Below are 20,157 nucleotides of genomic sequence, written 5' to 3' on the forward strand. Positions count from 1 at the left end.
GTCGTAACTAGACTTGGTTCCAAGTCGAAAGAGGTTTTGAAATGTTTGAGTCCGTACAGGGGCTGTTGGATGAGCATGCTGCTATCCAGGCCCAGCTTGGGGATCCTGCTGTTTATGCTGACCAGAAGCTGGCCCGGAAGCTGGGGCGGCGGTCGGCGCAGTTGAACGGCATTGTGGAGGCCTACCACCGCTGGGAAAGCATCAGCGATGACCTGTCGGCCGCGAAGGAAATGGCCGGCGAGGATCCGGAGTTCGCCGCGGAGGTGCCCGAGCTTGAGGCTGCCCTGGAGACGGCCGCGGCCAAGCTGCGCCGCCTGCTCATCCCGCGCGACCCGGACGACGCCCGCAACGTGATCCTTGAGGTCAAGGGCGGCGAAGGCGGCGACGAGGCTGCCCTGTTCGCCGCGGACCTGCTGCGCATGTACAGCCGTTACGCGGAATCCCGTGGCTGGAAAACCGAGATTATCTCCGCCACCGAATCGGACCTGGGCGGCTACAAGGACGTCCAGATGGCCGTCAAGGGCAACTCCAACGATCCTGCCGAGGGCGTGTTCGCGCGGCTGAAGTTCGAAGGCGGCGTGCACCGGGTGCAGCGCGTGCCGGTGACCGAGTCGCAGGGGCGTATCCACACTTCTGCCGCCGGCGTCCTGGTGCTCCCCGAAGTGGACGAGCCCGAAGAGCTCGAAATCAACCAGAACGATCTCAAGATCGACGTCTACCGTTCCTCCGGCCCCGGCGGCCAGTCGGTCAACACCACCGACTCGGCCGTGCGCATCACCCACCTTCCCACCGGGATCGTGGTGGCGATGCAGAACGAGAAGTCCCAGCTGCAGAACCGTGAAGCCGGCATGCGCGTGCTGCGCGCCCGCATCCTGGCCCACCAGCAGGAGCAGATCGACGCCGAGAACTCGGCCCAGCGCAAGTCGCAGATCCGCACCATGGACCGCTCCGAGCGCATCCGGACCTACAACTACCCGGAAAACCGGATCGCCGACCACCGCACCGGCTACAAGGCGTACAACCTGGACCAGGTCATGAACGGCGACCTGGAGCCGGTGATCCAGTCCGCCATCGAGATGGACGAACAGGCCCGCCTCGACGCCATCGGCGATTAGTACGGATCGTCCGCCCCGATGACACCTGAGCCTGATGACTTCTGATGCTGCGCTGAGCCTCGCCGACGCCGTCCGCGAGGCCACGGCCGTGCTGGCCGCCGCCGGCGTGCCGAGCCCGAAGGTCGACGCCGAACTCCTTGCCGGCCACCTGCTTGGCGTCGGCCCGGGCCGGCTCCGCGCCATGGTCCTCGGTGACACGCCGGCGCCGGCAGGCTACGCCGAGCTGGTGGCCGAGCGCGCGCAGCGTATCCCGTTGCAGCACATCACCGGCGTGGCGCACTTCCGCTACCTCGAACTGGCCGTCGGGCCCGGCGTATTCATCCCGCGTCCGGAAACGGAATCCGTCGTTCAGCTGGTAATCGACTGGCTGGCGGCCCGGTCCGAAGACACGGAACGGCTGCACGGGCGGCCCAAGGTCGTCGACCTCGGAACCGGGTCGGGGGCGATTGCCGGCTCGATCGCGCATGAGGTTCCCGACGCCGAGGTCCACGCCGTGGAGTTCAGCGAGTTTGCGCACGCCTGGGCGGCCAAGAACCTGCTGCCGCTGGGCGTCCACCTGGTGCGCGGCGACCTGCGGGACGCGTTGCCCGAACACAACGGCAGCTTCGACGTCGTCGTGTCCAACCCGCCCTACATCCCGGCCGAAGCGGTCCCCAACGAGCCCGAGGTGGCGCTGCATGACCCGCCCGAGGCGCTCTATGGCGGGGGAGCGGACGGCATGGAAGTCCCGACGGCGGCGGCGGCCTCCGCGGCCCGGCTTCTCGTGCCAGGTGGCTACTTCGTCATGGAGCACGCCGAGGTCCAGGCCGGCTGGATCGCCGCGATGCTGGAGCGTTCCGGACACTGGTCCGGAGTGACGACGCACCTGGACCTCAACGGACGCGAACGCGCCACCAGCGCCGTCCGCAAACCCGAGGCCGTCAGTGATGAAAGGATAGGCCAGTGACGACTAGCTACGATTGCGCGGACGCGGAGCAACGCGCCGCAGGACTTGAACACGCCCAGCGGGCCATCCGGGAACACAAGTGCGTGGTCCTCCCCACCGACACCGTGTACGGCATCGGCGCCGACGCGTTCTCGCCGCAGGCCGTGACGCTGTTGCTCGCGGCCAAAGGCCGGAGCCGGCAAATGCCGCCGCCCGTACTGATCCCCAGGCTGAACGCCCTGGACGGCCTGGCCACCGATGTGCCGGCCGAGGCCCGCCGCCTGGCCGAGGCGTTCTGGCCCGGGGGGCTGACCCTGATCCTGCACGCACAGCCCTCGCTCGACTGGGACCTTGGCGAAACCAAGGGCACAGTGGCCCTCCGCCTCCCGGACGACGACGTCGCCCAGGACCTGCTTACCCTCACCGGACCGCTGGCGGTCTCCTCCGCCAACCGCACCGGCCAGGCCGCCGCACAGAGCGCCGCCGACGCCGAGGCGCAGCTCGCGGAGTCGGTGGAGGTCTACCTCGAAGGCGGGCACCGGCCGGTCGAAGGCAACGGGGCCGAGCCGTCCACGATCATTGACGCCACGGCCCTGCCGCTGCGCGTGGTCCGCCAGGGCGCCATCAGCCTTGAGCGCCTGCGTGAAGTTGTCCCGGGCGTGCTCGGGGCCGGCGAACAGCCGGCCGCCGAAGCGGAGCCGGATGCCGAAGCGGGGCCGGCCGCCGTGCCGGCTGACGCCGCGACCGGGGAGACACCCGGCCACACTGTCCCCACCGCCTCCGACGACCCTCCGAGGAACTGACATGCAGCCCAAAGTCGCCGTCGCGGCCGTAACCTTCGACCGGCACGAGGAACTTGCCCTCCTACTCAAAGGCCTTGCCGCGCAGACTGCGCCGATCCACTCGATCGCGCTCGTGGACTCCGGCACCGTTCCGGCCACCGAGGTCGTCGCCGCCGGGGGAGCGAACATCAACTACCTGCGCTCCGAGGCAAACCTCGGCGGAGCCGGCGGCTTTGCCTACGCGATCCTGGCCGCCATGGCCAGCGGCGCCGAGTGGATCTGGATGATGGATGACGACGGCCACCCCGAGGACGGCAACTGCCTCGCCGGGCTGCTGAAGACGGCCGAGGAACACCAGCTCGACATCGTCAGCCCGCTCGTCGCCGCCACCGCAGACCCGAACCGGCTGTCCTTCAACTTCCGGATCAACGGCCTGCTGACCAATGACCGCGCCAAACTGGCGCCGATGGGCTACCTGCCGGACATGGTGCACTTCTTCAACGGGGCCCTGATCCGCACCGAGGTCTTCTACAAGATCGGCATTCCGGACGTGAAGTTCTTCATCCGCGGCGACGAGGTCGACTTCCTCTCCCGGGTGAAGAAGGCCGGCTTGAAGTACGGCACGCTGGCCACCGTTGCCGTGCAGCACCCCGCCACCTGGACCGAGATGAAGCCCGTCTTCGGCGGGTTCATCACCCCCGTCATCCCGGAAGGCGAGTTCAAGCGCTACTGCTATTTCCGCAACCGGGGCTACCTGACCCGCAAGTACCGGAACCTGCGCTGGTTCGGAGCTGACATGGTCGGCTTCCCGTACTACTTCCTGAAGACCGGGGACCTGAAGGGCCTGGCGCACTGGTTCGGCGCCTATTCCACCGGGTTCCGCGGCAAGGGCTTCGGCTCTCCCGCGCAACTGATGTCCACCAACAGCTAGGCTGCCGTGGAGAACCTGTACGCCGTCGTCGTCACTTACAACCGTGCCGACTTCCTGCAGAACCTGCTCGATTCCTTCGCCCGCCTCAGCACCCCGCCGGCGCGGATCATCGTGGTGGACAATGCCAGCAGCGACCACACAGCCGAGGTCGTCTCCCGGGCCAGGGCCGCCGGCGGTCCGCGGATTGAGTACGAACGGCTGCCGGAAAACGTCGGCGGCGCGGGCGGCTTCTCCCGCGGCGTCGAGCTGGCGCTGGAAGCCGGTGCCGGGTGGCTCTGGCTGATGGACGACGACGTCGAGGTCCTCCCCGGAGCGGTGGAGGCGCTGGAGAAGTTCACCCCGGAGTATTCCTGCCTGATCGGCCGCCGCTACGACGCCAACGGCAAACCCTTCTTCTGGCAGCACCACTTCGTCGAGGCGCTCGGCGTCTTCCTCCCCGTCTCGCGCGACGTCTTCAAGCATTCCGAGGTCTTCCGCACCAACGTCGGAAACTTCGAAGGCATGCTGATCAAGGCCTCGGTGGCGCGGACCATCGGGCTGCCCGATCCACGCTTCTTCATCACCTGGGATGACCTGGTCTACGGCTGGCTCGCCGCGCAGCAGACACCGGTGGTCTACGTCAACGCCTTCGTCATCAAGAAGGTCCGCGCGCAGCGCCAGGTGGACCTGGGCCTGCGCCACCTCAATGACTCCAGTGACCTCAGCCGACGCTACGTGATGCGCAACCGCGGGCACGTCGCGCAGTACCTCCGGGCCTACGGGAAGTTCAGCCGGCTCGGTTTTGGGGCCGGCACGGCACTGACCTTCCTGAAGGAAATTGCCCGCCTGGTGCTCGTCGAGCGGACCCTGAAGGGGACCGGCGCGCTCTGGCGAGGATGGCGCGAATCGCGCGCCATCCTCGCGGACCGCAGCTGGAAACCGATGCCGCCGCTTTTGCCGGCTGGGGCCGCTGACTCAGGTAGCGGAGCCGAAAGAGATTAGTATCGTTTTAGGCTCCGCCGCTGTCCGACAGTTTTGCGGCGGGGTATTTTTTGAAACAGGCGCATGGCCGCCGTGGTAGTGGAAGTCGGTTGCAATCTCTGTTGAGTACGAAATCTGAAGCGCGCGGATCTGCCGCAGCACGGGAAGAGAAGCCCGCCCTCTGGATCTGGATCCAGCTGTTCCTCGACTCCATGTCCTGGATCGTGGCGGTCGTCCTGGCGCTGCTGCTGCGCTACGAGATGGGTATCCGGGCGGAACAGTTCCTGGGCGCCTTCTTCATCGCTGCCCTCGCCGTCATCGCGCAGATCGTCGCTGGCTACGCGCTGGCCCTCTACCGGGGCCGGTACCCCTTCGGCAGTTTCCAGGAGGCGCGGGCACTGGTCTTCGTCACCGTGATTGTGGCCGCCTCGATCACCGTGACGCTGCTGGTGCTGTACGGGGCCATCAACATCGGCCGCAGCGTAGGCCTGATCGCCTTCCCCTTCGCCTGCCTCTTCATGGGCGCGGCACGCTACGCCAAGCGGCTCTACGTCGAGGGCAAGACCCGGCCCGGCGACGAGGCGCAGAACACCCTGATCTACGGCGCGGGGTTCCTGGGCAACTCGCTGCTGACCCGGATGCTGCAGGACCCGGATTCCCCGTACTTCCCGGTCGGCCTGATCGATGACGACCCGGCCAAGAAGCACCTGCGGCTCTCCGGAGTCCAGGTCCTTGGCAGGGGAGAGGACCTCCCGGCGATCATCCGCAGGACCCGCGCAAGGGTGCTGGTCCTGGCGTTCGCCAATGTCGAGGCCGCCGTCGTGCGCCGTATCTCGGACGCTGTGGCCGGCATGAATATCCGTGTGCTGGTGTTGCCTCCGCTGCGCGACATGCTCGGCGGCGGGGCGCCCGACGGGTTCTCGGACTTCCGCGACGTGGCGGTCGAAGACCTGATCGGCCGCCGGCCGGTGGACATCAAAGTCGACGAAATCGCCGGGTATATCAAGGGCAAGCGGGTGCTGGTGACCGGCGCGGGCGGCTCAATCGGCTCGGAACTCTGCCGCCAGATTGTCCAGTTCGCCCCCGCGGAACTCATCATGCTCGACCACGACGAGACCGGGCTGCAGCAGACACAGATCTCCATCACCGGCCGGGGGCTGCTGGCCGGCCGCGACACGGTGCTGGCCAACATCCGCGACGGCGAAGCCCTGCAGGACATCTTCGAAGACCGCCGGCCCGAGGTCGTGTTCCACGCCGCCGCCCTGAAGCACGCACCGCTGCTGCAGCAGTACCCCGTCGAGGCCTGGAAGACGAACGTCTGCGGCACCCTGAACGTGCTGCGCGCCGCCCGGCACGCCGGCGTCTCACACTTTGTGAACATCTCCACCGACAAGGCAGCCAACCCCACCACCGCCCTGGGCCACTCCAAGCGCGTCGCGGAGAAACTGACCGCCTGGATGGCCGGCCAGACCGGCAGCAAGTTCGTATCCGTCCGCTTCGGCAATGTGATGGGCAGCCGCGGCTCAATGCTCCCGCTCTTCACCGAGCAGATCCGCGTCGGGGGCCCGGTCACCGTCACCGATCCCGAGGTCACGCGGTTCTTCATGACGATTCCCGAAGCCTGCCAGCTGGTGATCCAGGCCGGTGCGATCGGCTCGGGCGGCGACGTCATGATCCTGGACATGGGCGAGCCCGTGAAGATCCTCGACGTCGCCCAGCGGATGATCGCCATGTCCGGCAAAAAGGTCGACATCATCTACACCGGCCTGAGGCCGGGAGAAAAGCTGCATGAAGAGCTCGTCGGCACCGGCGAACTGGACCAGCGTCCCCTGCACCCGAAGATTTCGCACACCAAGGCCACCGAGCAGGATCCGGCCAAACTGGACCTGAACGTCTGGCTGGCCCGCTGCGAGGCCGAACAGGGCATTAACATCGCCGACATCCCGGACGACGAGGCCGATGAAGCGGGCTCGATCCGGGTCGCGTCATGATGCCGCTCGCCATCCTGGCCGGAATCACGCTGCTGGCCAGCCTGCTGCTTCCCTTCGCGGTGAAACCGTGGCTGGTCCGGATGGGCGTCGTCGACATTCCCTCCGCCCGCTCCTCCCACCATAAAGCGACCATCCGGGGGATGGGGATGGCTGCCGCCCTGGCCACCGCCGTCGGCTACCTCGCCGCGGTGCTCCTAAACCTCGTCACCGTGGACCGTTCGGTTTTCGCGGTGGTGCTGGGGATCATTGCGGCCAGTGCCGCCGTGGGCTGGATCGAGGATCTGCGCGGTCTGTCCATCGGGGCACGCGCCGCCGCCCAGCTGGGAATCGGTGCCGCCGGCTCCGCTGCGCTGATCGTCCTGACGTCGCAGTCGTTCTGGTGGCTGCCGCTGGCTGTCGTGGCAATCGCGGCCTACGTCAACATCGCGAACTTCATGGACGGGATCAACGGGATCTCCGGCCTGCACGGCGTCACCGCTGGCGGCGCCTACGCGCTGGCCGGCATGCTGGCCGGACAGCCCTGGCTAACCGCCGGGGGCACGGTGCTCGCGATGGCCTTCCTTGGCTTCCTGCCCTGGAACCTCGGCCGTGGTTCGGTGTTCCTGGGCGACGTCGGCAGCTATCTCCTCGGTGCCTCGATCGCGGCCCTCGCCGTGGCGGGCTTCCTGAGCGGCGTCTACGTCGAATACGTCCTCTCGCCGATCCTGGTCTATGCCGCGGACACCGGCTATACCCTGCTGCGCCGGATCAAGGCGGGGGAGCGCTGGTACGCGTCCCACCGCGAGCACGTTTACCAGCGGCTCACCGACGTCGGCTTCTCCCACCTGCAGGCGGCAGCCGTGGTCACGGTCTGCACCATCGCCGTCATCGTCCTCGGTTTCGTCGCCGCCACGGCCCCGCTGCCCGTCGTCGCCCTCTGTGTGGCCGGCAGCCTGCTGGTGCTCGGACTGTATCTGGTCTCGCCGGACCTGATCCGTCGGTTCCGGCACCGTCCCAAGGTCACCCGCATCCCGGTGGCCTAGCCCTGTTCTATCTCGTGTAGAATTCAGGGGCGGCTTGTCGCCGCGTTCCTGCCCTTACCCCCTGCGACGATTGGGATCCCATGAGCTCCAACGCCGAGTCCGGACGCACGTCCGGCAGCGGCTCCGTTGGCGGCTCCGGTCCCACCAGGTCGCTGTGGCTGAAGCTGCTGGCCCTCAGTTCGGCGGCGGCGGGGGCGGCCCTGCTGCTGACCGCGGTCCTGGCCTTCGCCTTCAACGGCGGCTACGGTGCCTTGTCCAGCCTCTTCGGCGGCGCGCTGGTGATGGCGTTCTTCGCGATCAGCCTGGCGATCGGACATTTTGTCGGCCGCAACAACCCGTCCGGAGCCATCGGCATGTTCGTTGCCACCTACTTCGTGAAAGTGGTCGGCTTCGCCGTGGTGCTCTTTGTCCTCGGAGCGCCGGCCTGGCTGCACGAACGCTGGTTCCTGATCGGCGCCGTCGTCTGCGTGGTCGCCTGGCAGGCGGCGGAGATCATCGGGTTCGGCAAGGCACGGCTGCAAATCTACAACGACCCTGACCCGCAGGAAGGCGGCACCCATGCCCAGCCGCGATGATGCAGGCAACAACGAAGGTAAGAACCTTCCCAAAAACCCGGCCCGGACCCCCAAAACCACAGGTGGCGCCCCCGGTGTCTCGCAGGACGGCAACGACGGCGGATACAACGCCGGAATAGCCGTCTTTAGCTACATTGTTGGCGGAATCATCGTCTGGAGTTTGATAGGGTGGGGTCTGGATAATCTGTGGGGAACCCGCTGGATTGTGCTCGCAGGCGCCCTGCTTGGAGCTGCGGGAGGGTTCTATCTTTCTCATATGCACGGTCTCACCAGTCACCGGAATTCGGCTGGCGGAGACGGCGCTGCAGGTGGCCCGTCGAAGGACGCGGAACAGTAATGCCAAAAAATTTCACAGGGGGAATGGCTGACAGAAATGCGGCCGCTCCCCGCCCAACGCCCAATGATGGACACTGCAGAGAGGAAACGCGTTGATCGCGCTTGCGCTCCCGGCCCAAGATTCAGGAGAGTTCACTCCTCCTGGAATTGAACAATTGCACCTGCCGGCTATCCTGCCCTGGGGTCAAGCCGAAGGATTCTCCAAGCAGATGCTGCTGGTGATCCTCTCGGTCGTCATTATCGCCACATTCTTTGTGATTGCTGCGCGTAAGCAGCAGCTCGTTCCCGGCAAGCTGCAGTTCGCAGGCGAGGCAGCCTACGGCTTCGTCCGCAACGGCATCGCCAAGGACATCATCGGCGGCAAAGACTTCATGAAGTACGTCCCGCTGCTCTTCAGCCTCTTCTTCTTCATCCTCGTGAACAACATCTACGGCGCGATCCCCGTGATCCAGCTGCCGAGCTTCTCGCACGTCGGCGGCGCCTACGTGCTGGCAGCGATCGTGTACATCACCTGGATCGCCATCGGCGTCAAGAAGAACGGCCTGAAGTACTTCAAGCTGGCCACCGTGCCGAGCGGCGTACCCATCTACATCCTTCCGATCGTTATCCCGATCGAGATCATCTCCAACTTCCTGGTCCGGCCTGTCACGCACAGCCTCCGTCTGTTCGCCACCATGCTGGCCGGCCACCTGATCGTGATGATCGCCGGTTCCGGCATCGAGTTCCTCGTCATGCAGGAGAACGTCCTGCTGAAGGGCGCCTCCGTACTTGTCCTGGCCGGCTCGATTGCGATGTACATGCTGGAGGCGCTGATCATGGCGCTGCAGGCGTACGTCTTCACGCTGCTGACCGCGATCTACATCGAAGGCGCACTGCACGCCGACAGCCACTAAGGCACCCACAAACTTCCCCTCGCGGGGATGAAGCAACCCAAACAACCTGCCACACGGGTGGCATCTTGAAAGGAAGAAAAATGGAAGGCTCCATCAACGGCTCCCTCAACCTCATCGGCTACGGCCTCTCCGCCATCGGCGGTGGTATCGGTGTGGGTCTCGTGTTCGCTGCTTACATCAACGGTGTGGCACGTCAGCCGGAAGCACAGCGCGTCCTGCAGCCGATCGCATTCCTCGGCCTTGCGCTGACTGAAGCCCTCGCCATCCTCGGCCTGGTCTTCGCATTCGTTCTCAAGTAAACCTTCAGAACCCAGCGAACATCCAGAACCGAGTAGATAAGGACGGGTGAAATATGAAGCAGCTGATCATCTCAGCCGCCACCGAGGGCGAAACCAACCCCCTCGTTCCCAATATCTGGGAAATGTTTGTCGTCCTCGTGGGCTTTGCTGTCCTCCTGTTCATCGTGACTAAGTACGTCGTCCCGATGTTCGAGAAGAATTTCGCAGAGCGCGCCGAGGCCATTGAAGGCGGCATCGCCAAGGCCGAAAAGGCGCAGGCAGAGGCTTCTGCAGCACTCGAAGAGTACAAGCAGCAGCTCACCGACGCCCGCACCGAGGCCAACCGCATCCGCGAGGAAGCCCGCGCCGAAGGCGCCCAGATCCTGGCGGATCTGAAGGAGAAGGCAGCTGCTGAGTCTGCCCGCATCACCGCCCAGGCACACGCGCAGATCGAGTCCGAGCGCCAGGCGGCCGTTGTGTCGCTCCGCGCCGAGGTCGGCACGCTGGCTACCACGCTGGCAGGCCGCATCGTCGGCGAGGCGCTCAGCGATGACGCGCGTTCGGCCCGTGTGGTTGACCGTTTCCTGGCAGATCTGGAGAACCAGAACGCAGGTGCAGCTAAGTAATGGCAGGTGTATCGAGCGAATCGCTGACCGCGGCACTCGTCGCGTTGGAAGCCAAGCTTCCCAACGCGTCGCTGCAGTTGGCTACGGAACTCTTCGGAATCCTGGGAACGGTGGACAGCTCGGCTGGCTTGCGCCGTGCCCTGACTGACCCGTCCCGCAGCGGTGACGAAAAGTCGGCGCTGGTCAAGCAGCTCTTCAGCGGCAAAGTCTCCGCTGATGCTGTGGAGATCGCAAGCGGGCTGGCCAGCTCACGCTGGGCGTCGGCTCGTGACATCGGCGATGCACTCGAGACTCTTGCCGCTTCGGTGGTAATTGCCGTTGCTGAAAACAAGTCGGCCGTCTCTGCCTCGGGCATTGGCGGACTGGAAGCGCTGGAGAACGATCTGTTCTCCTTCAACCAGGCCGTCGATTCCAGCCACGAGGTGCAGCGTGCTCTGTCCGAGCCGCAGGCGAGCCAGGCTGCCAAGGTTGCCCTCGCCGAAAAGCTCGTGCCCCGCGCCAGCGTGGAAGCGAAAGTCCTCATCGGACAGGCAGTTTCGCAGCCCCGCGGCCTCAAGGTCACCAAGCTCGTCAGCCGTTTTGCCGAGCTTGCGGCCAAGCGCCAGCAGCGCTGGATTGCTACCGTCAGCGTCACCCGTCCGCTGACGGAGACCCAGACCAGCCGTCTGCAGGCAGGGCTCAACGCCCTGTACGGCCGTGAGCTCAAGATCAACATGAACGTTGACCCGGCACTGATTGGTGGCCTGCGGATCCAGATCGGCGACGAAGTGGTTGACGCTTCGGTTCTCGCCCGTCTGGGCCAGCTCCAGCGTCAGATTGCTTAGTTAGCCGGACAAGCACAACTTACCGACAAGAAACCCCGGTCATCGTGAGCAACGATGATCACGAAAACAGGAGAGCAGGGACTGCAGATGGCCGAATTGACCATCAACGCCGACGACGTCCGTATTGCGTTGAACGAGTTCGCGGCGTCCTACGAACCCGGAAACGCAGAGCGCGTAGAGGTTGGCCGTGTAACGACCGCAGGTGACGGCATCGCCCGTGTTGAGGGCCTTCCCTCGGTCATGGCGAACGAGCTGCTTCGCTTCGAAGACGGCACGCTGGGCCTGGCCCAGAACCTCGACGTCCGCGAGATCGGTGTCATCGTCCTCGGTGACTTCACCGGCATCGAAGAGGGCCAGGAAGTCCACCGCACCGGACAGGTTTTGTCCGTTCCGGTTGGCGACGCCTTCCTCGGCCGCGTGGTTGACCCCCTGGGCCAGCCCATCGACGACCTTGGCGAGATCAAGGCCGAAACCACCCGTGCCCTGGAACTCCAGGCGCCCGGCGTGACCCAGCGCAAGTCGGTCCACGAGCCGATGCAGACCGGTCTGAAGGCTATCGACGCCATGATCCCGATCGGCCGCGGCCAGCGTCAGCTGATCATTGGCGACCGCCAGACCGGCAAGTCGGCCATCGCCATCGATACGATCATCAACCAGAAGGCCAACTGGGCTTCCGGCGATGTCACCAAGCAGGTGCGCTGCATCTACGTGGCCATCGGCCAGAAGGCGTCCACGATCGCGGCTGTCCGCCAGACGCTCGAGGACAACGGCGCACTGGAGTACACGACCATCGTGGCTTCCCCCGCGTCCGACCCCGCCGGATTCAAGTACCTGGCACCGTACGCCGGCTCGGCCATCGGCCAGCACTGGATGTACGGTGGCAAGCACGTCCTCATCGTGTTCGACGACCTCTCCAAGCAGGCTGAGGCCTACCGTGCGGTGTCGCTGCTGCTGCGCCGCCCGCCGGGACGCGAAGCCTACCCGGGCGACGTCTTCTACTTGCACTCCCGTCTGCTTGAGCGTTGTGCCAAGCTTTCCGACGAGCTGGGCGCAGGTTCGATGACCGGGCTGCCGCTGATCGAGACGAAGGCGAACGACGTGTCCGCCTACATCCCGACCAACGTCATCTCCATCACCGACGGCCAGATCTTCCTGCAGTCGGACCTCTTCAACGCCAACCAGCGTCCCGCCGTCGACGTGGGTGTCTCCGTGTCCCGCGTGGGTGGCGCCGCACAGGTGAAGTCCATGAAGAAGGTCTCCGGTACCTTGAAGCTGGAACTCGCCCAGTACCGCGACATGCAGGCATTTGCGATGTTCGCGTCGGACCTCGACGCGGCTTCCCGCCAGCAGCTGACCCGCGGCGCCCGCCTGATGGAACTGCTCAAGCAGGGCCAGTACTCGCCGTTCCCGGTCGAGGACCAGGTTGTCTCCATCTGGGCCGGCACCAACGGCTACCTCGACGACGTTCCGGTTGAAGACATCAACCGCTTCGAGACCGAGTTCCTGGAGCACCTCAAGCACAAGTCCTCCATCCTGACGACGCTGGCCCAGACCAACGTCATGGACGATGACACGGCAGAGGCGCTGAAGACCGCGATCGTGGACTTCAAGAAGGGCTTCTTCGGCGAGGGCGACAGCCTCCTGGTCGGTGCAGGGCACGAGGAGTACGCCCCGATCGACGAGGACAAGGTCGACCAGGAAAAAATCGTCAAGCAGAAGCGCTAGTTTCGCTGGCAGGGACTGCCGGAACCCCAGCGGGTTCCGGCAGTCCCGGCCACCGGGATCTTAGGAAAGGATAAGTATGGGAGCCCAGATCCGGGTCTACCGCCAGAAGATCAGCTCGACGACGTCGATGCGCAAGATCTTCAAGGCGATGGAACTGATCGCTACCTCGCGCATCGGCAAGGCCCGCGCACGCGTAGCGGCTTCACTGCCTTACGCAAACGCGATCACGCGTGCCGTTTCTGCTGTCGCAAGCCAGAGCGAAATCGACCACCCGCTGGTTACCGAGCCGGAGCAGATCCGCCGCGCCGCCGTCCTGGTCATCACCTCCGACCGCGGCCTTGCAGGGTCCTACTCGGCAACCGTGCTCAAGCAGGCCGAAGGCCTCACCGAGTTGCTCCACGAGGAAGGCAAGGAAGTCAAGACGTACGTCATGGGCCGCAAGGCACAGGCATACTTCGACTTCCGTAACCGCCCCTACGAGCGGGTGTGGACCGGCAACACGGACGCACCGCAGTTCGAGACGGCGCGGGAAGTCGGCGAAGCATTGCTGGCAGACTTCGCTACGGCCTACGAAGAGGGCGGCGTCGACGAGATCCACGTCGTTTACACCCGCTTCAAGTCCATGGTGACGCAGGAGCCGACGGTTATCCGCCTGCTCCCGCTCGAGGTCGTCGAAGAGCAGGCCGCCTCCGAGTCGGAGCTCCTGCCGCTTTACGAATTCGAGCCGGAGGCTGAGCAGGTTCTCGATGCCCTGCTGCCGCGCTACATCGAGTCTCGTATCTTCGCCGCAATGTTGCAGGCAGCAGCTTCCGAGCTCGCAGCCCGCCAGCGGGCGATGAAATCCGCCGGCGACAACGCCACGGACCTCATCAAGAAGTACACGCGTCTGCGCAACACTGCCCGCCAGGCTGAGATTACGCAGGAGCTTTCCGAAATCGTGGCAGGCGCCGACGCGTTGAACGCGTCCTAGCCCGCCCGGTCCGGACCCAGCTTTACCTGCACCAAAGAACAAACTTAACCGCCCACGCCATCTACTGAGTGAAGTGAGAGAGATGACTGCCACTGCTACCGAACACGTAGCCGCAACGTCCGGTGCCACCGGCCGTATTGCACGTGTTATTGGCCCGGTTGTCGACGTCGAATTCCCGGCTGACGCAATCCCCTCGATTTACAACGCACTCACCACGGAGATTACTCTCAACGGTGAGACCAAGACCATCACCTTCGAAGTTGCGCTGCACCTCGGCGACAACCTCATCCGCGCCATCTCCCTGCAGGCAACCGACGGCCTGGTCCGCGGCACCAACGTGGTTGACACCGGTGCCCCGATCTCCGTCCCCGTCGGCGACGGCGTCAAGGGCCACATCTTCAACGTGCTGGGCCAGCCCCTGGACGTGACCGAGTCCGAGCTGCAGATCAGCGAACGCTGGCCGATCCACCGCAAGGCACCCGCCTTCGCGACCCTCGAGGGCTCCACCGAGATGCTGGAAACCGGCATCAAGGTGATCGACCTTCTCACCCCGTACATCAAGGGTGGCAAGATTGGCCTGTTCGGCGGTGCCGGCGTCGGCAAGACCGTGCTGATCCAGGAAATGATCACCCGTGTTGCCCGCAACTTCGGTGGCACCTCGGTGTTCGCCGGTGTTGGCGAGCGTACCCGTGAAGGCAACGACCTCTGGGTCGAAATGGAAGAGGCCGGCGTCCTCAAGGACACCGCGCTTGTCTTCGGCCAGATGGATGAGCCGCCGGGAACGCGTCTGCGCGTGGCCCTGTCCGCGCTGACCATGGCGGAGTACTTCCGCGATGTGCAGAACCAGGACGTGCTGCTCTTCATCGACAACATCTTCCGCTTCACCCAGGCAGGTTCCGAGGTTTCCACCCTCCTCGGCCGCATGCCTTCGGCCGTGGGCTACCAGCCCAACCTGGCTGACGAAATGGGCCTGCTCCAGGAGCGCATCACGTCCACCAAGGGCCACTCCATCACCTCGATGCAGGCCATCTACGTTCCCGCAGATGACTACACCGACCCGGCGCCGGCCACGACCTTCGCACACCTCGACGCGACCACGGAACTTTCCCGTGAAATCGCTTCCCGTGGTCTGTACCCGGCCGTTGACCCGCTGACGTCGACCTCGCGCATCCTGGATCCGCAGTACATCGGACACGACCACTACAACACGGCCGTCCGGGTCAAGCAGATCCTGCAGAAGAACAAGGAACTCCAGGACATCATCGCCATCCTCGGCGTCGATGAGCTCTCCGAAGAGGACAAGATCGTCGTGTCGCGTGCACGCCGTATCCAGCAGTTCCTCTCGCAGAACACCTACACGGCGAAGCAGTTCACCGGCGTCGAAGGCTCCACCGTGTCCATCAAGGACACCGTTGAAGGCTTCACGGCGATCTGCGACGGCGACCTCGACCACATCGCAGAGCAGGCGTTCTTCAACGTCGGCGGCCTGGACGACGTCGAGCGCCAGTGGGCCAAGATCCAGGAACAGACCAAGTAATATGGCTGAGCTTGAGGTTGAGATTGTCGCAGCGGACCACTTCGTGTGGTCCGGAGCGGCCAAGATGGTCAAGGCCCGCACCAGCGATGGTGAAATCGGAATCCTGCCCGGCCACTCGCCCCTGCTGGCGATTCTGGCCGAAGGTGAACTGGCGATTGAGCCGGTGTCCGGTGACCGCATTGCTGTAGTTGTCGACGGCGGGTTCTTCTCCGTCGACAACAACAGGGTCGTCATTGTTGCTGACAACGCCCAAATGGGCGACGCGGCTACTGCGGGGATCCGCTAGCCCGACCTTGATGAACGTTACTGGTTTTCCGTTCATCGTCCTGGCAACCGTGTTTGCGTTGCTGGTCTTTGCACTGTGCCTTTCCGGGGTGCGCCGCTTCAATCTGCGGCGCGCCCTGGGCACGGTGGACGCCTCTATCTGCATTGCTGGAAACGGCTGGCAGATGGGGGTTTGTCGTTATCAGGACAACGACCTGGAATGGTTCCGGCTTGCCTCGCTGAGCGTGCGGCCGAAACATACCTTCCGCCGCAGCTCCCTTGAGCTGCTGGGGCGCCGCGAGCCCACCGAAGTCGAACTCGTCAAGGTGCAGCCGGAAACCGTGATCGTCGAACTGCGCTACGAGGGCCGCGACGTGCTGCTCGCGATGAGATTCGATGCCTACACCGGCCTCTCCTCGTGGCTTGAGGCCGGTCCGGTCATCGGCGTCGGCACCTGGCGCTAGTCCCGGTGGGTTTCGCCGAGGGCATCCGGATCGACGACGGCCCGGTCCTATGGGCCGCGTGCGCCGCCGGGGTTGTTGGGATGCTGTACCTGATCCGGCCGCACAGCGGCTGGAAGCGCGCGCCCGGTCGCCAGGCTTGGGCCGTGCCGCCTGCTGCCCTCCTACTTTCCCTCGCGCTGGTGCTCGGCGTTCACTGGCTCCTCGTTTACCCCTTCGCTCTCTTTCCGGACGTGCTCCCGCCCGAGGTCCTCGCCTGGTCCGTCCCGGCCGTCACCGCGCTGCTGCTGGCGCTTCACCGTGGCTGGACCGTGTGGCGGTCCCGTCCACGTCCGGCCCGCCGCCGCAGGGTGGCCGTGACGGCCGCCGCGGCCGCCTTTGCCGGTGTGCTCGCGCTTTCGGCGATCCAGATCAACGCCTACTTCGGGCTGAACCACACCGTGAGCGACCTCACCGGGACCGCCGTCGCACGGATCCCGGCTCTGGAAGCCGGACTCCAGCGCCAGGCCGGGGAGCCCGCCACCGTCGGCCTGGCCGGGTGGACACCGCGGGCAACCCTTCCCGCGGGCGGCCTGGTCCGCAAGGCCTCTATCCCGGGCACCGTGTCCGGCTTCCGCAGCCGGGATGCCTACGTTTATCTGCCGCCCGCCTACCAGGCCTCACCGCGCCCGGCACTTCCCGTGCTGGTGCTCTTCTCCGGCCAGCCCGGAAGCCCTGCCGACTGGGTCACCGGCGGCGCCCTGCGGAGCCGGATGGACCGCTTCGCGTCAGCCCACCACGGAGTGGCCCCCGTGGTCGTCGTGGTCGATCCCAACGGCACCCCCAACGGCAACGTCCTCTGCATGGACAGCCAGATCGCGCAGGCGGACACCTTCCTTGCCGAGGATGTGCCCGGCTGGATCCGCGCGACATTCGATGTGGACCCGGATCCGCGGAAGTGGGCGGCCGGAGGGTTCTCCTTCGGCGCCACCTGCGCCGTCCAAATGGCGACCCGGCACCCTGACGTTTACAGCGCGGCACTGGCGTTTTCGAGCGAGCAGGAGCCCGCCCTCGCCAAGGAGCGGCATAAGACCATCGAGGCGTCGTTCGGCGGCGACACCGCGGCCTTCGAACGGCAGACGCCGCTGCACCTCATGCAGCAGCGCCGCTTTGACGGCAACGCCCTCTACTTCGGAGCCGGCGAGCGGGATCCCGAGTTCATCGAGTACATGGGCGTGCTGGCTGGTGCCGCCCGCTCGGCCGGGTTCTCTGTCGACGAGCAGGTGATTCCACGCACGGGCCATTCCTGGACGGTCGCTGCCAAGGGACTGTCCGCCGGCCTCGATTTCCTGGCCCCGCGATGGGGGATCAAGAAGTGAGGAACGCCATTCGTCGGATCGGGCGTTACCTGCAGGGGATTCCCTTCTCGCTGGCCTTTCTGGCGGCGTTCCTCGGAGTCGGCGCAGCTACCGGCAGTTTCCTCACCGGCCCGCCGGAAGCACTGCTTGAGGCGGCCTCGGTAAGTGCCCCCGGGTTGCAGGGCGGACTGTGGTGGACCATGTTCAGCTCGCTGTTCTTCGCGACCAACCCCCTGGCCTACCTCGCGGCATCGCTGATGGTTCTGGGGCTGCTGGGCGTCGCCGAACGGCAGCTCGGAACCCTGCGCACAGCCGTCTTCTTCTTTGCCGGGCAGTTCGCCGCCGTGACGCTGTTCCTGCTCGTCACCCAGCTCGCTCTCTTTGCGGGCGACGGCTGGCTCGGCCCGATGGCCGGGGACCGGCTGATCGGCCCGTACGCGGCTATCCTTGCCGTCGCGCTCGCGGCCGGCGCCCTCCTGCCGGCGCTGTGGCAGCGGCGGCTGCGGACCGCCGTCGTCTCCGGGTCGCTGTTGCTCGTGCTGTATGTGGGGCACGCGGAAACGGTGGTGGGCCTGTCCGGCGCCCTGTCCGGACTCATGGCCGGCTGGTGGATCCAGGGAGACAAGGGGACGCTCCACCGCCACCGCTCCACCGGCCGGGAGACCCGCAACCTCCTGGCGCTGACGGTGGCGATCTTCGCCGTGGGGCCCATCATCACGGCCGCTGTGCGAAGCCCCACCGGGCCGCTGGCCCTGCTGCGGGATGTGGTGCTGAATCCGCTGCCCACGCTGAACCAGCTGGAGCAGAACTGCGGAGGCGGCGTCGACATCACCTGCCTCAGCGCCGGGCGGGAGGGGTACGCCGGACCCCTCGGCCTGGCCCTGGCCGTGGTGCCGGTGGTGCTGTTGCTGATTTGCGCCGACGGCATGCGGCACGGGCGCCGGCTCGCACTGCGGATCGCGATCCTGGTGCAGCTGGGTGTTACCGCCCTGGCAGCCGTTTACCTGGCCCTGTTTGCCCGGATTCCGCACTATCCCGGCCGGCCGCACACGGCCGTAATGGGTTCCGGCTTTGTCCACGTCCTGCCACTCGTGGCAGTGCCGCTGGGCCTGGTGCTGCTTCTGTTCGCCAACCGGCGCCTGTTCCGGGTGGAAACCACGCGGCGCGCCCGCCGCATCCTCGCGCTGACGGTGGCGGGGACCTTCCTGGTGCTCGCCGGGGGCTATGGCGCCGCATGGGTTGCCTCGGGCGGGTTGGAGCGCGACGGCGGCTGGCTGGGACTCGCCGCGGAGCTCGCCCGGCAGTACCTGCCGCTGCCCATTCCCGGCATCTACAACCGCGTGTTCCAGAACCGCAACGCGGCCGAGGCTTTCCTGTTCGCCTCCTCCGGCATCATCTTCTGGGTCGTGGCGCTGGCCGGGGTCTGGCTGGTGCTGCTGCGCCGCCACCACGGCACGGATGCGGGGGCCGAGGACCGGGAAAGGGCCCGCGGCCTCATCCGGCAAGGCGGCGACTCACTGTCCTGGATGGCGCTCTGGGCACCCAACACGTACTGGTTTGCACCCGAGGGCCGCGGGGGAGTGGCCTACCAGCAGCACGGCAACGTCGCGCTGACGGTGGCGGGACCTTTCGGCCCGGCATCGCACCGCGAGGAAACTGCCGCGCTGTTCCTGTCCTACTGCACCGAGCACGCGCTGATCCCGTGCTTCTATTCCTGCACGGACGAGCTGTGGCCCCTGCTTCAGGGCCGCGGCTTCCGCAGGGTTGCGGTGGCGCTGGAGACCCGACTGGCGGTCCGCGAACTGGAGTTCAAAGGCAAGGAATGGCAAAACGTCCGGACGGCGCTGAACCGGGCGGCCAAGACCGGCGTCCGTGCGGTCTGGGGCCGTTATCGGGAATTCTCCCCTTCGCTGCGTGCCCAGTTGAGCGAGGTCTCAGAAGAGTGGGCGGCCGGCAAGTCGGTCCCGGAGATGGGATTCACGCTGGGCAGCCTCGACGAGCTCGAAGACGAAGAAGTGCTGTGCTGCGTTGCCGTGGACGCCGAGGACCGCGTGCACGGGGTCACCAGCTGGCTGCCGGTTTACGACGGCGGACGGGTGGTGAGCTGGACGCTGGACGTCATGCGCCGCCGCGGTGACGCCTTCCCCGGCGTGATGGAGTTCCTGATCGCCTCTGCCGTGCTGGAGCTGCGGGACTCGGTGGAAGTGATCTCGCTCTCCGGCTCCCCGCTCGCCAGGGAGGAGGCGCGGGGAGACGGCGACGGAGGGCCGCGCGACAGCGAGGGGCTCGCCGGAATTCTGGACGTGGTGGGCCGTGCGCTGGAACCGGCTTACGGATTCCGTTCCCTGGCCACGTTCAAATCGCGGTTCAAACCGGATTACCGCACGCTCTACCTGTACTACCAGGATCCGTTGCAGCTGCCGGCGATGGGGCGCGCTTTGAGCCGCGCTTACCTTCCCGACCTTTCAGTCCGCCAGAGTGCGCGTCTGCTCCGCACGCTGGTGCGCTAATTCGGAGCCGGTGCCATTATCCGCCTGCCGTTTAGGGGAATCCCCGCAAACAATGCTGCCGCCGGAGGGGTCAAACGCAAAGAAATGATCCCCGG

At 65.9% G+C, this 20,157-nt stretch carries 20 protein-coding genes; all 20 read left to right on the forward strand.

The window, feature by feature from the left end:
* Nucleotides 1-41: 41 nt before the first annotated feature.
* The 20 genes from prfA to AC1DH3_RS03620 all read left to right on the forward strand — a co-directional run bounded on the left by prfA (nt 42) and on the right by AC1DH3_RS03620 (nt 20,062).
* Nucleotides 42-1,115: a peptide chain release factor 1 gene (gene prfA, locus AC1DH3_RS03525; RefSeq protein ID WP_441417347.1), complete on the forward strand. Its 1,074-nt coding sequence runs from the start codon at nt 42-44 to the stop codon at nt 1,113-1,115.
* 34 nt (nt 1,116-1,149) lie between these two features.
* Nucleotides 1,150-2,061 carry a peptide chain release factor N(5)-glutamine methyltransferase gene (gene prmC / locus AC1DH3_RS03530; RefSeq protein ID WP_476908581.1) on the forward strand — a complete coding sequence of 304 codons (912 nt, stop codon included), beginning with the start codon at nt 1,150-1,152 and terminating at the stop codon, nt 2,059-2,061.
* Nucleotides 2,058-2,843: an L-threonylcarbamoyladenylate synthase gene (locus tag AC1DH3_RS03535; protein ID WP_476908582.1), complete on the forward strand. Its 786-nt coding sequence runs from the start codon at nt 2,058-2,060 to the stop codon at nt 2,841-2,843. The genes prmC and AC1DH3_RS03535 overlap by 4 nt, the downstream gene beginning before the upstream one ends.
* Before the next feature lies 1 nt (nt 2,844).
* Nucleotides 2,845-3,753, forward strand: a complete 909-nt coding sequence (locus AC1DH3_RS03540) for a glycosyltransferase (protein WP_441417350.1) — start codon at nt 2,845-2,847, stop codon at nt 3,751-3,753.
* 6 nt (nt 3,754-3,759) lie between these two features.
* Nucleotides 3,760-4,734, forward strand: coding sequence for a glycosyltransferase (locus AC1DH3_RS03545; protein ID WP_476908583.1), 975 nt, complete (start codon nt 3,760-3,762; stop codon nt 4,732-4,734).
* Between the two features lie 101 nt (nt 4,735-4,835).
* Nucleotides 4,836-6,704, forward strand: coding sequence for a polysaccharide biosynthesis protein (locus AC1DH3_RS03550; protein WP_441417352.1), 1,869 nt, complete (start codon nt 4,836-4,838; stop codon nt 6,702-6,704).
* Nucleotides 6,701-7,726 (forward strand): MraY family glycosyltransferase, encoded by a 1,026-nt coding sequence (locus AC1DH3_RS03555; RefSeq protein ID WP_476908584.1) that lies wholly within the window; start codon nt 6,701-6,703, stop codon nt 7,724-7,726. The genes AC1DH3_RS03550 and AC1DH3_RS03555 overlap by 4 nt, the downstream gene beginning before the upstream one ends.
* A gap of 80 nt (nt 7,727-7,806) precedes the next feature.
* Nucleotides 7,807-8,301, forward strand: a complete 495-nt coding sequence (locus AC1DH3_RS03560) for a Cg1360 family ATP-synthase-associated protein (RefSeq protein ID WP_441417354.1) — start codon at nt 7,807-7,809, stop codon at nt 8,299-8,301.
* Nucleotides 8,285-8,638: a hypothetical protein gene (locus tag AC1DH3_RS03565; protein ID WP_476908585.1), complete on the forward strand. Its 354-nt coding sequence runs from the start codon at nt 8,285-8,287 to the stop codon at nt 8,636-8,638. Before AC1DH3_RS03560 ends, AC1DH3_RS03565 begins: the two co-directional genes overlap by 17 nt.
* A gap of 91 nt (nt 8,639-8,729) precedes the next feature.
* On the forward strand, nt 8,730-9,530 hold the full coding sequence (gene atpB / locus AC1DH3_RS03570; RefSeq protein ID WP_175322872.1) for a F0F1 ATP synthase subunit A: 801 nt from the start codon (nt 8,730-8,732) through the stop codon (nt 9,528-9,530).
* 80 nt (nt 9,531-9,610) lie between these two features.
* On the forward strand, nt 9,611-9,829 hold the full coding sequence (atpE, locus tag AC1DH3_RS03575; protein WP_003804776.1) for an ATP synthase F0 subunit C: 219 nt from the start codon (nt 9,611-9,613) through the stop codon (nt 9,827-9,829).
* Between the two features lie 53 nt (nt 9,830-9,882).
* Nucleotides 9,883-10,434, forward strand: a complete 552-nt coding sequence (locus AC1DH3_RS03580) for a F0F1 ATP synthase subunit B (RefSeq protein ID WP_175322873.1) — start codon at nt 9,883-9,885, stop codon at nt 10,432-10,434.
* The gene (locus AC1DH3_RS03585) at nt 10,434-11,258 is read left to right on the forward strand and encodes a F0F1 ATP synthase subunit delta (RefSeq protein WP_441417356.1); all 825 of its coding nucleotides are present in this window, start codon (nt 10,434-10,436) and stop codon (nt 11,256-11,258) included. The genes AC1DH3_RS03580 and AC1DH3_RS03585 overlap by 1 nt, the downstream gene beginning before the upstream one ends.
* 87 nt (nt 11,259-11,345) lie before the next feature.
* Nucleotides 11,346-12,983 (forward strand): F0F1 ATP synthase subunit alpha, encoded by a 1,638-nt coding sequence (gene atpA, locus AC1DH3_RS03590; protein WP_441417357.1) that lies wholly within the window; start codon nt 11,346-11,348, stop codon nt 12,981-12,983.
* A gap of 76 nt (nt 12,984-13,059) precedes the next feature.
* Nucleotides 13,060-13,953 (forward strand): F0F1 ATP synthase subunit gamma, encoded by an 894-nt coding sequence (locus AC1DH3_RS03595; RefSeq protein ID WP_441417358.1) that lies wholly within the window; start codon nt 13,060-13,062, stop codon nt 13,951-13,953.
* Nucleotides 13,954-14,035: 82 nt separating this feature from the next.
* Nucleotides 14,036-15,490 carry a F0F1 ATP synthase subunit beta gene (gene atpD / locus AC1DH3_RS03600; protein WP_138768903.1) on the forward strand — a complete coding sequence of 485 codons (1,455 nt, stop codon included), beginning with the start codon at nt 14,036-14,038 and terminating at the stop codon, nt 15,488-15,490.
* Between the two features lies 1 nt (nt 15,491).
* Nucleotides 15,492-15,776 carry a F0F1 ATP synthase subunit epsilon gene (locus AC1DH3_RS03605; RefSeq protein WP_104172348.1) on the forward strand — a complete coding sequence of 95 codons (285 nt, stop codon included), beginning with the start codon at nt 15,492-15,494 and terminating at the stop codon, nt 15,774-15,776.
* A gap of 10 nt (nt 15,777-15,786) precedes the next feature.
* Nucleotides 15,787-16,218 (forward strand): DUF2550 domain-containing protein, encoded by a 432-nt coding sequence (locus AC1DH3_RS03610; protein ID WP_476908586.1) that lies wholly within the window; start codon nt 15,787-15,789, stop codon nt 16,216-16,218.
* Nucleotides 16,219-16,223: 5 nt separating this feature from the next.
* Nucleotides 16,224-17,573 (forward strand): alpha/beta hydrolase, encoded by a 1,350-nt coding sequence (locus tag AC1DH3_RS03615; RefSeq protein ID WP_476908587.1) that lies wholly within the window; start codon nt 16,224-16,226, stop codon nt 17,571-17,573.
* The gene (locus tag AC1DH3_RS03620) at nt 17,555-20,062 is read left to right on the forward strand and encodes a bifunctional lysylphosphatidylglycerol flippase/synthetase MprF (protein ID WP_476908588.1); all 2,508 of its coding nucleotides are present in this window, start codon (nt 17,555-17,557) and stop codon (nt 20,060-20,062) included. The genes AC1DH3_RS03615 and AC1DH3_RS03620 overlap by 19 nt, the downstream gene beginning before the upstream one ends.
* Nucleotides 20,063-20,157 lie beyond the last annotated feature (95 nt).

This window comes from Arthrobacter sp. 05L428 (assembly GCF_056397665.1).

What these genes read in the sequence shown, in the direction of transcription:
- prfA (WP_441417347.1), top strand. Translation starts at nt 42, where the DNA reads ATGTTTGAGTCCGTACAGGGGCTGTTGGATGAGCATGCTGCTATCCAG.
- prmC (WP_476908581.1), top strand. Translation starts at nt 1,150, where the DNA reads ATGACTTCTGATGCTGCGCTGAGCCTCGCCGACGCCGTCCGCGAGGCC.
- AC1DH3_RS03540 (WP_441417350.1), top strand. Translation starts at nt 2,845, where the DNA reads ATGCAGCCCAAAGTCGCCGTCGCGGCCGTAACCTTCGACCGGCACGAG.
- AC1DH3_RS03555 (WP_476908584.1), top strand. Translation starts at nt 6,701, where the DNA reads ATGATGCCGCTCGCCATCCTGGCCGGAATCACGCTGCTGGCCAGCCTG.
- AC1DH3_RS03560 (WP_441417354.1), top strand. Translation starts at nt 7,807, where the DNA reads ATGAGCTCCAACGCCGAGTCCGGACGCACGTCCGGCAGCGGCTCCGTT.
- AC1DH3_RS03565 (WP_476908585.1), top strand. Translation starts at nt 8,285, where the DNA reads ATGCCCAGCCGCGATGATGCAGGCAACAACGAAGGTAAGAACCTTCCC.
- atpE (WP_003804776.1), top strand. Translation starts at nt 9,611, where the DNA reads ATGGAAGGCTCCATCAACGGCTCCCTCAACCTCATCGGCTACGGCCTC.
- AC1DH3_RS03580 (WP_175322873.1), top strand. Translation starts at nt 9,883, where the DNA reads ATGAAGCAGCTGATCATCTCAGCCGCCACCGAGGGCGAAACCAACCCC.
- AC1DH3_RS03585 (WP_441417356.1), top strand. Translation starts at nt 10,434, where the DNA reads ATGGCAGGTGTATCGAGCGAATCGCTGACCGCGGCACTCGTCGCGTTG.
- atpA (WP_441417357.1), top strand. Translation starts at nt 11,346, where the DNA reads ATGGCCGAATTGACCATCAACGCCGACGACGTCCGTATTGCGTTGAAC.
- AC1DH3_RS03595 (WP_441417358.1), top strand. Translation starts at nt 13,060, where the DNA reads ATGGGAGCCCAGATCCGGGTCTACCGCCAGAAGATCAGCTCGACGACG.
- atpD (WP_138768903.1), top strand. Translation starts at nt 14,036, where the DNA reads ATGACTGCCACTGCTACCGAACACGTAGCCGCAACGTCCGGTGCCACC.
- AC1DH3_RS03605 (WP_104172348.1), top strand. Translation starts at nt 15,492, where the DNA reads ATGGCTGAGCTTGAGGTTGAGATTGTCGCAGCGGACCACTTCGTGTGG.
- AC1DH3_RS03610 (WP_476908586.1), top strand. Translation starts at nt 15,787, where the DNA reads ATGAACGTTACTGGTTTTCCGTTCATCGTCCTGGCAACCGTGTTTGCG.
- AC1DH3_RS03620 (WP_476908588.1), top strand. Translation starts at nt 17,555, where the DNA reads ATGGGGGATCAAGAAGTGAGGAACGCCATTCGTCGGATCGGGCGTTAC.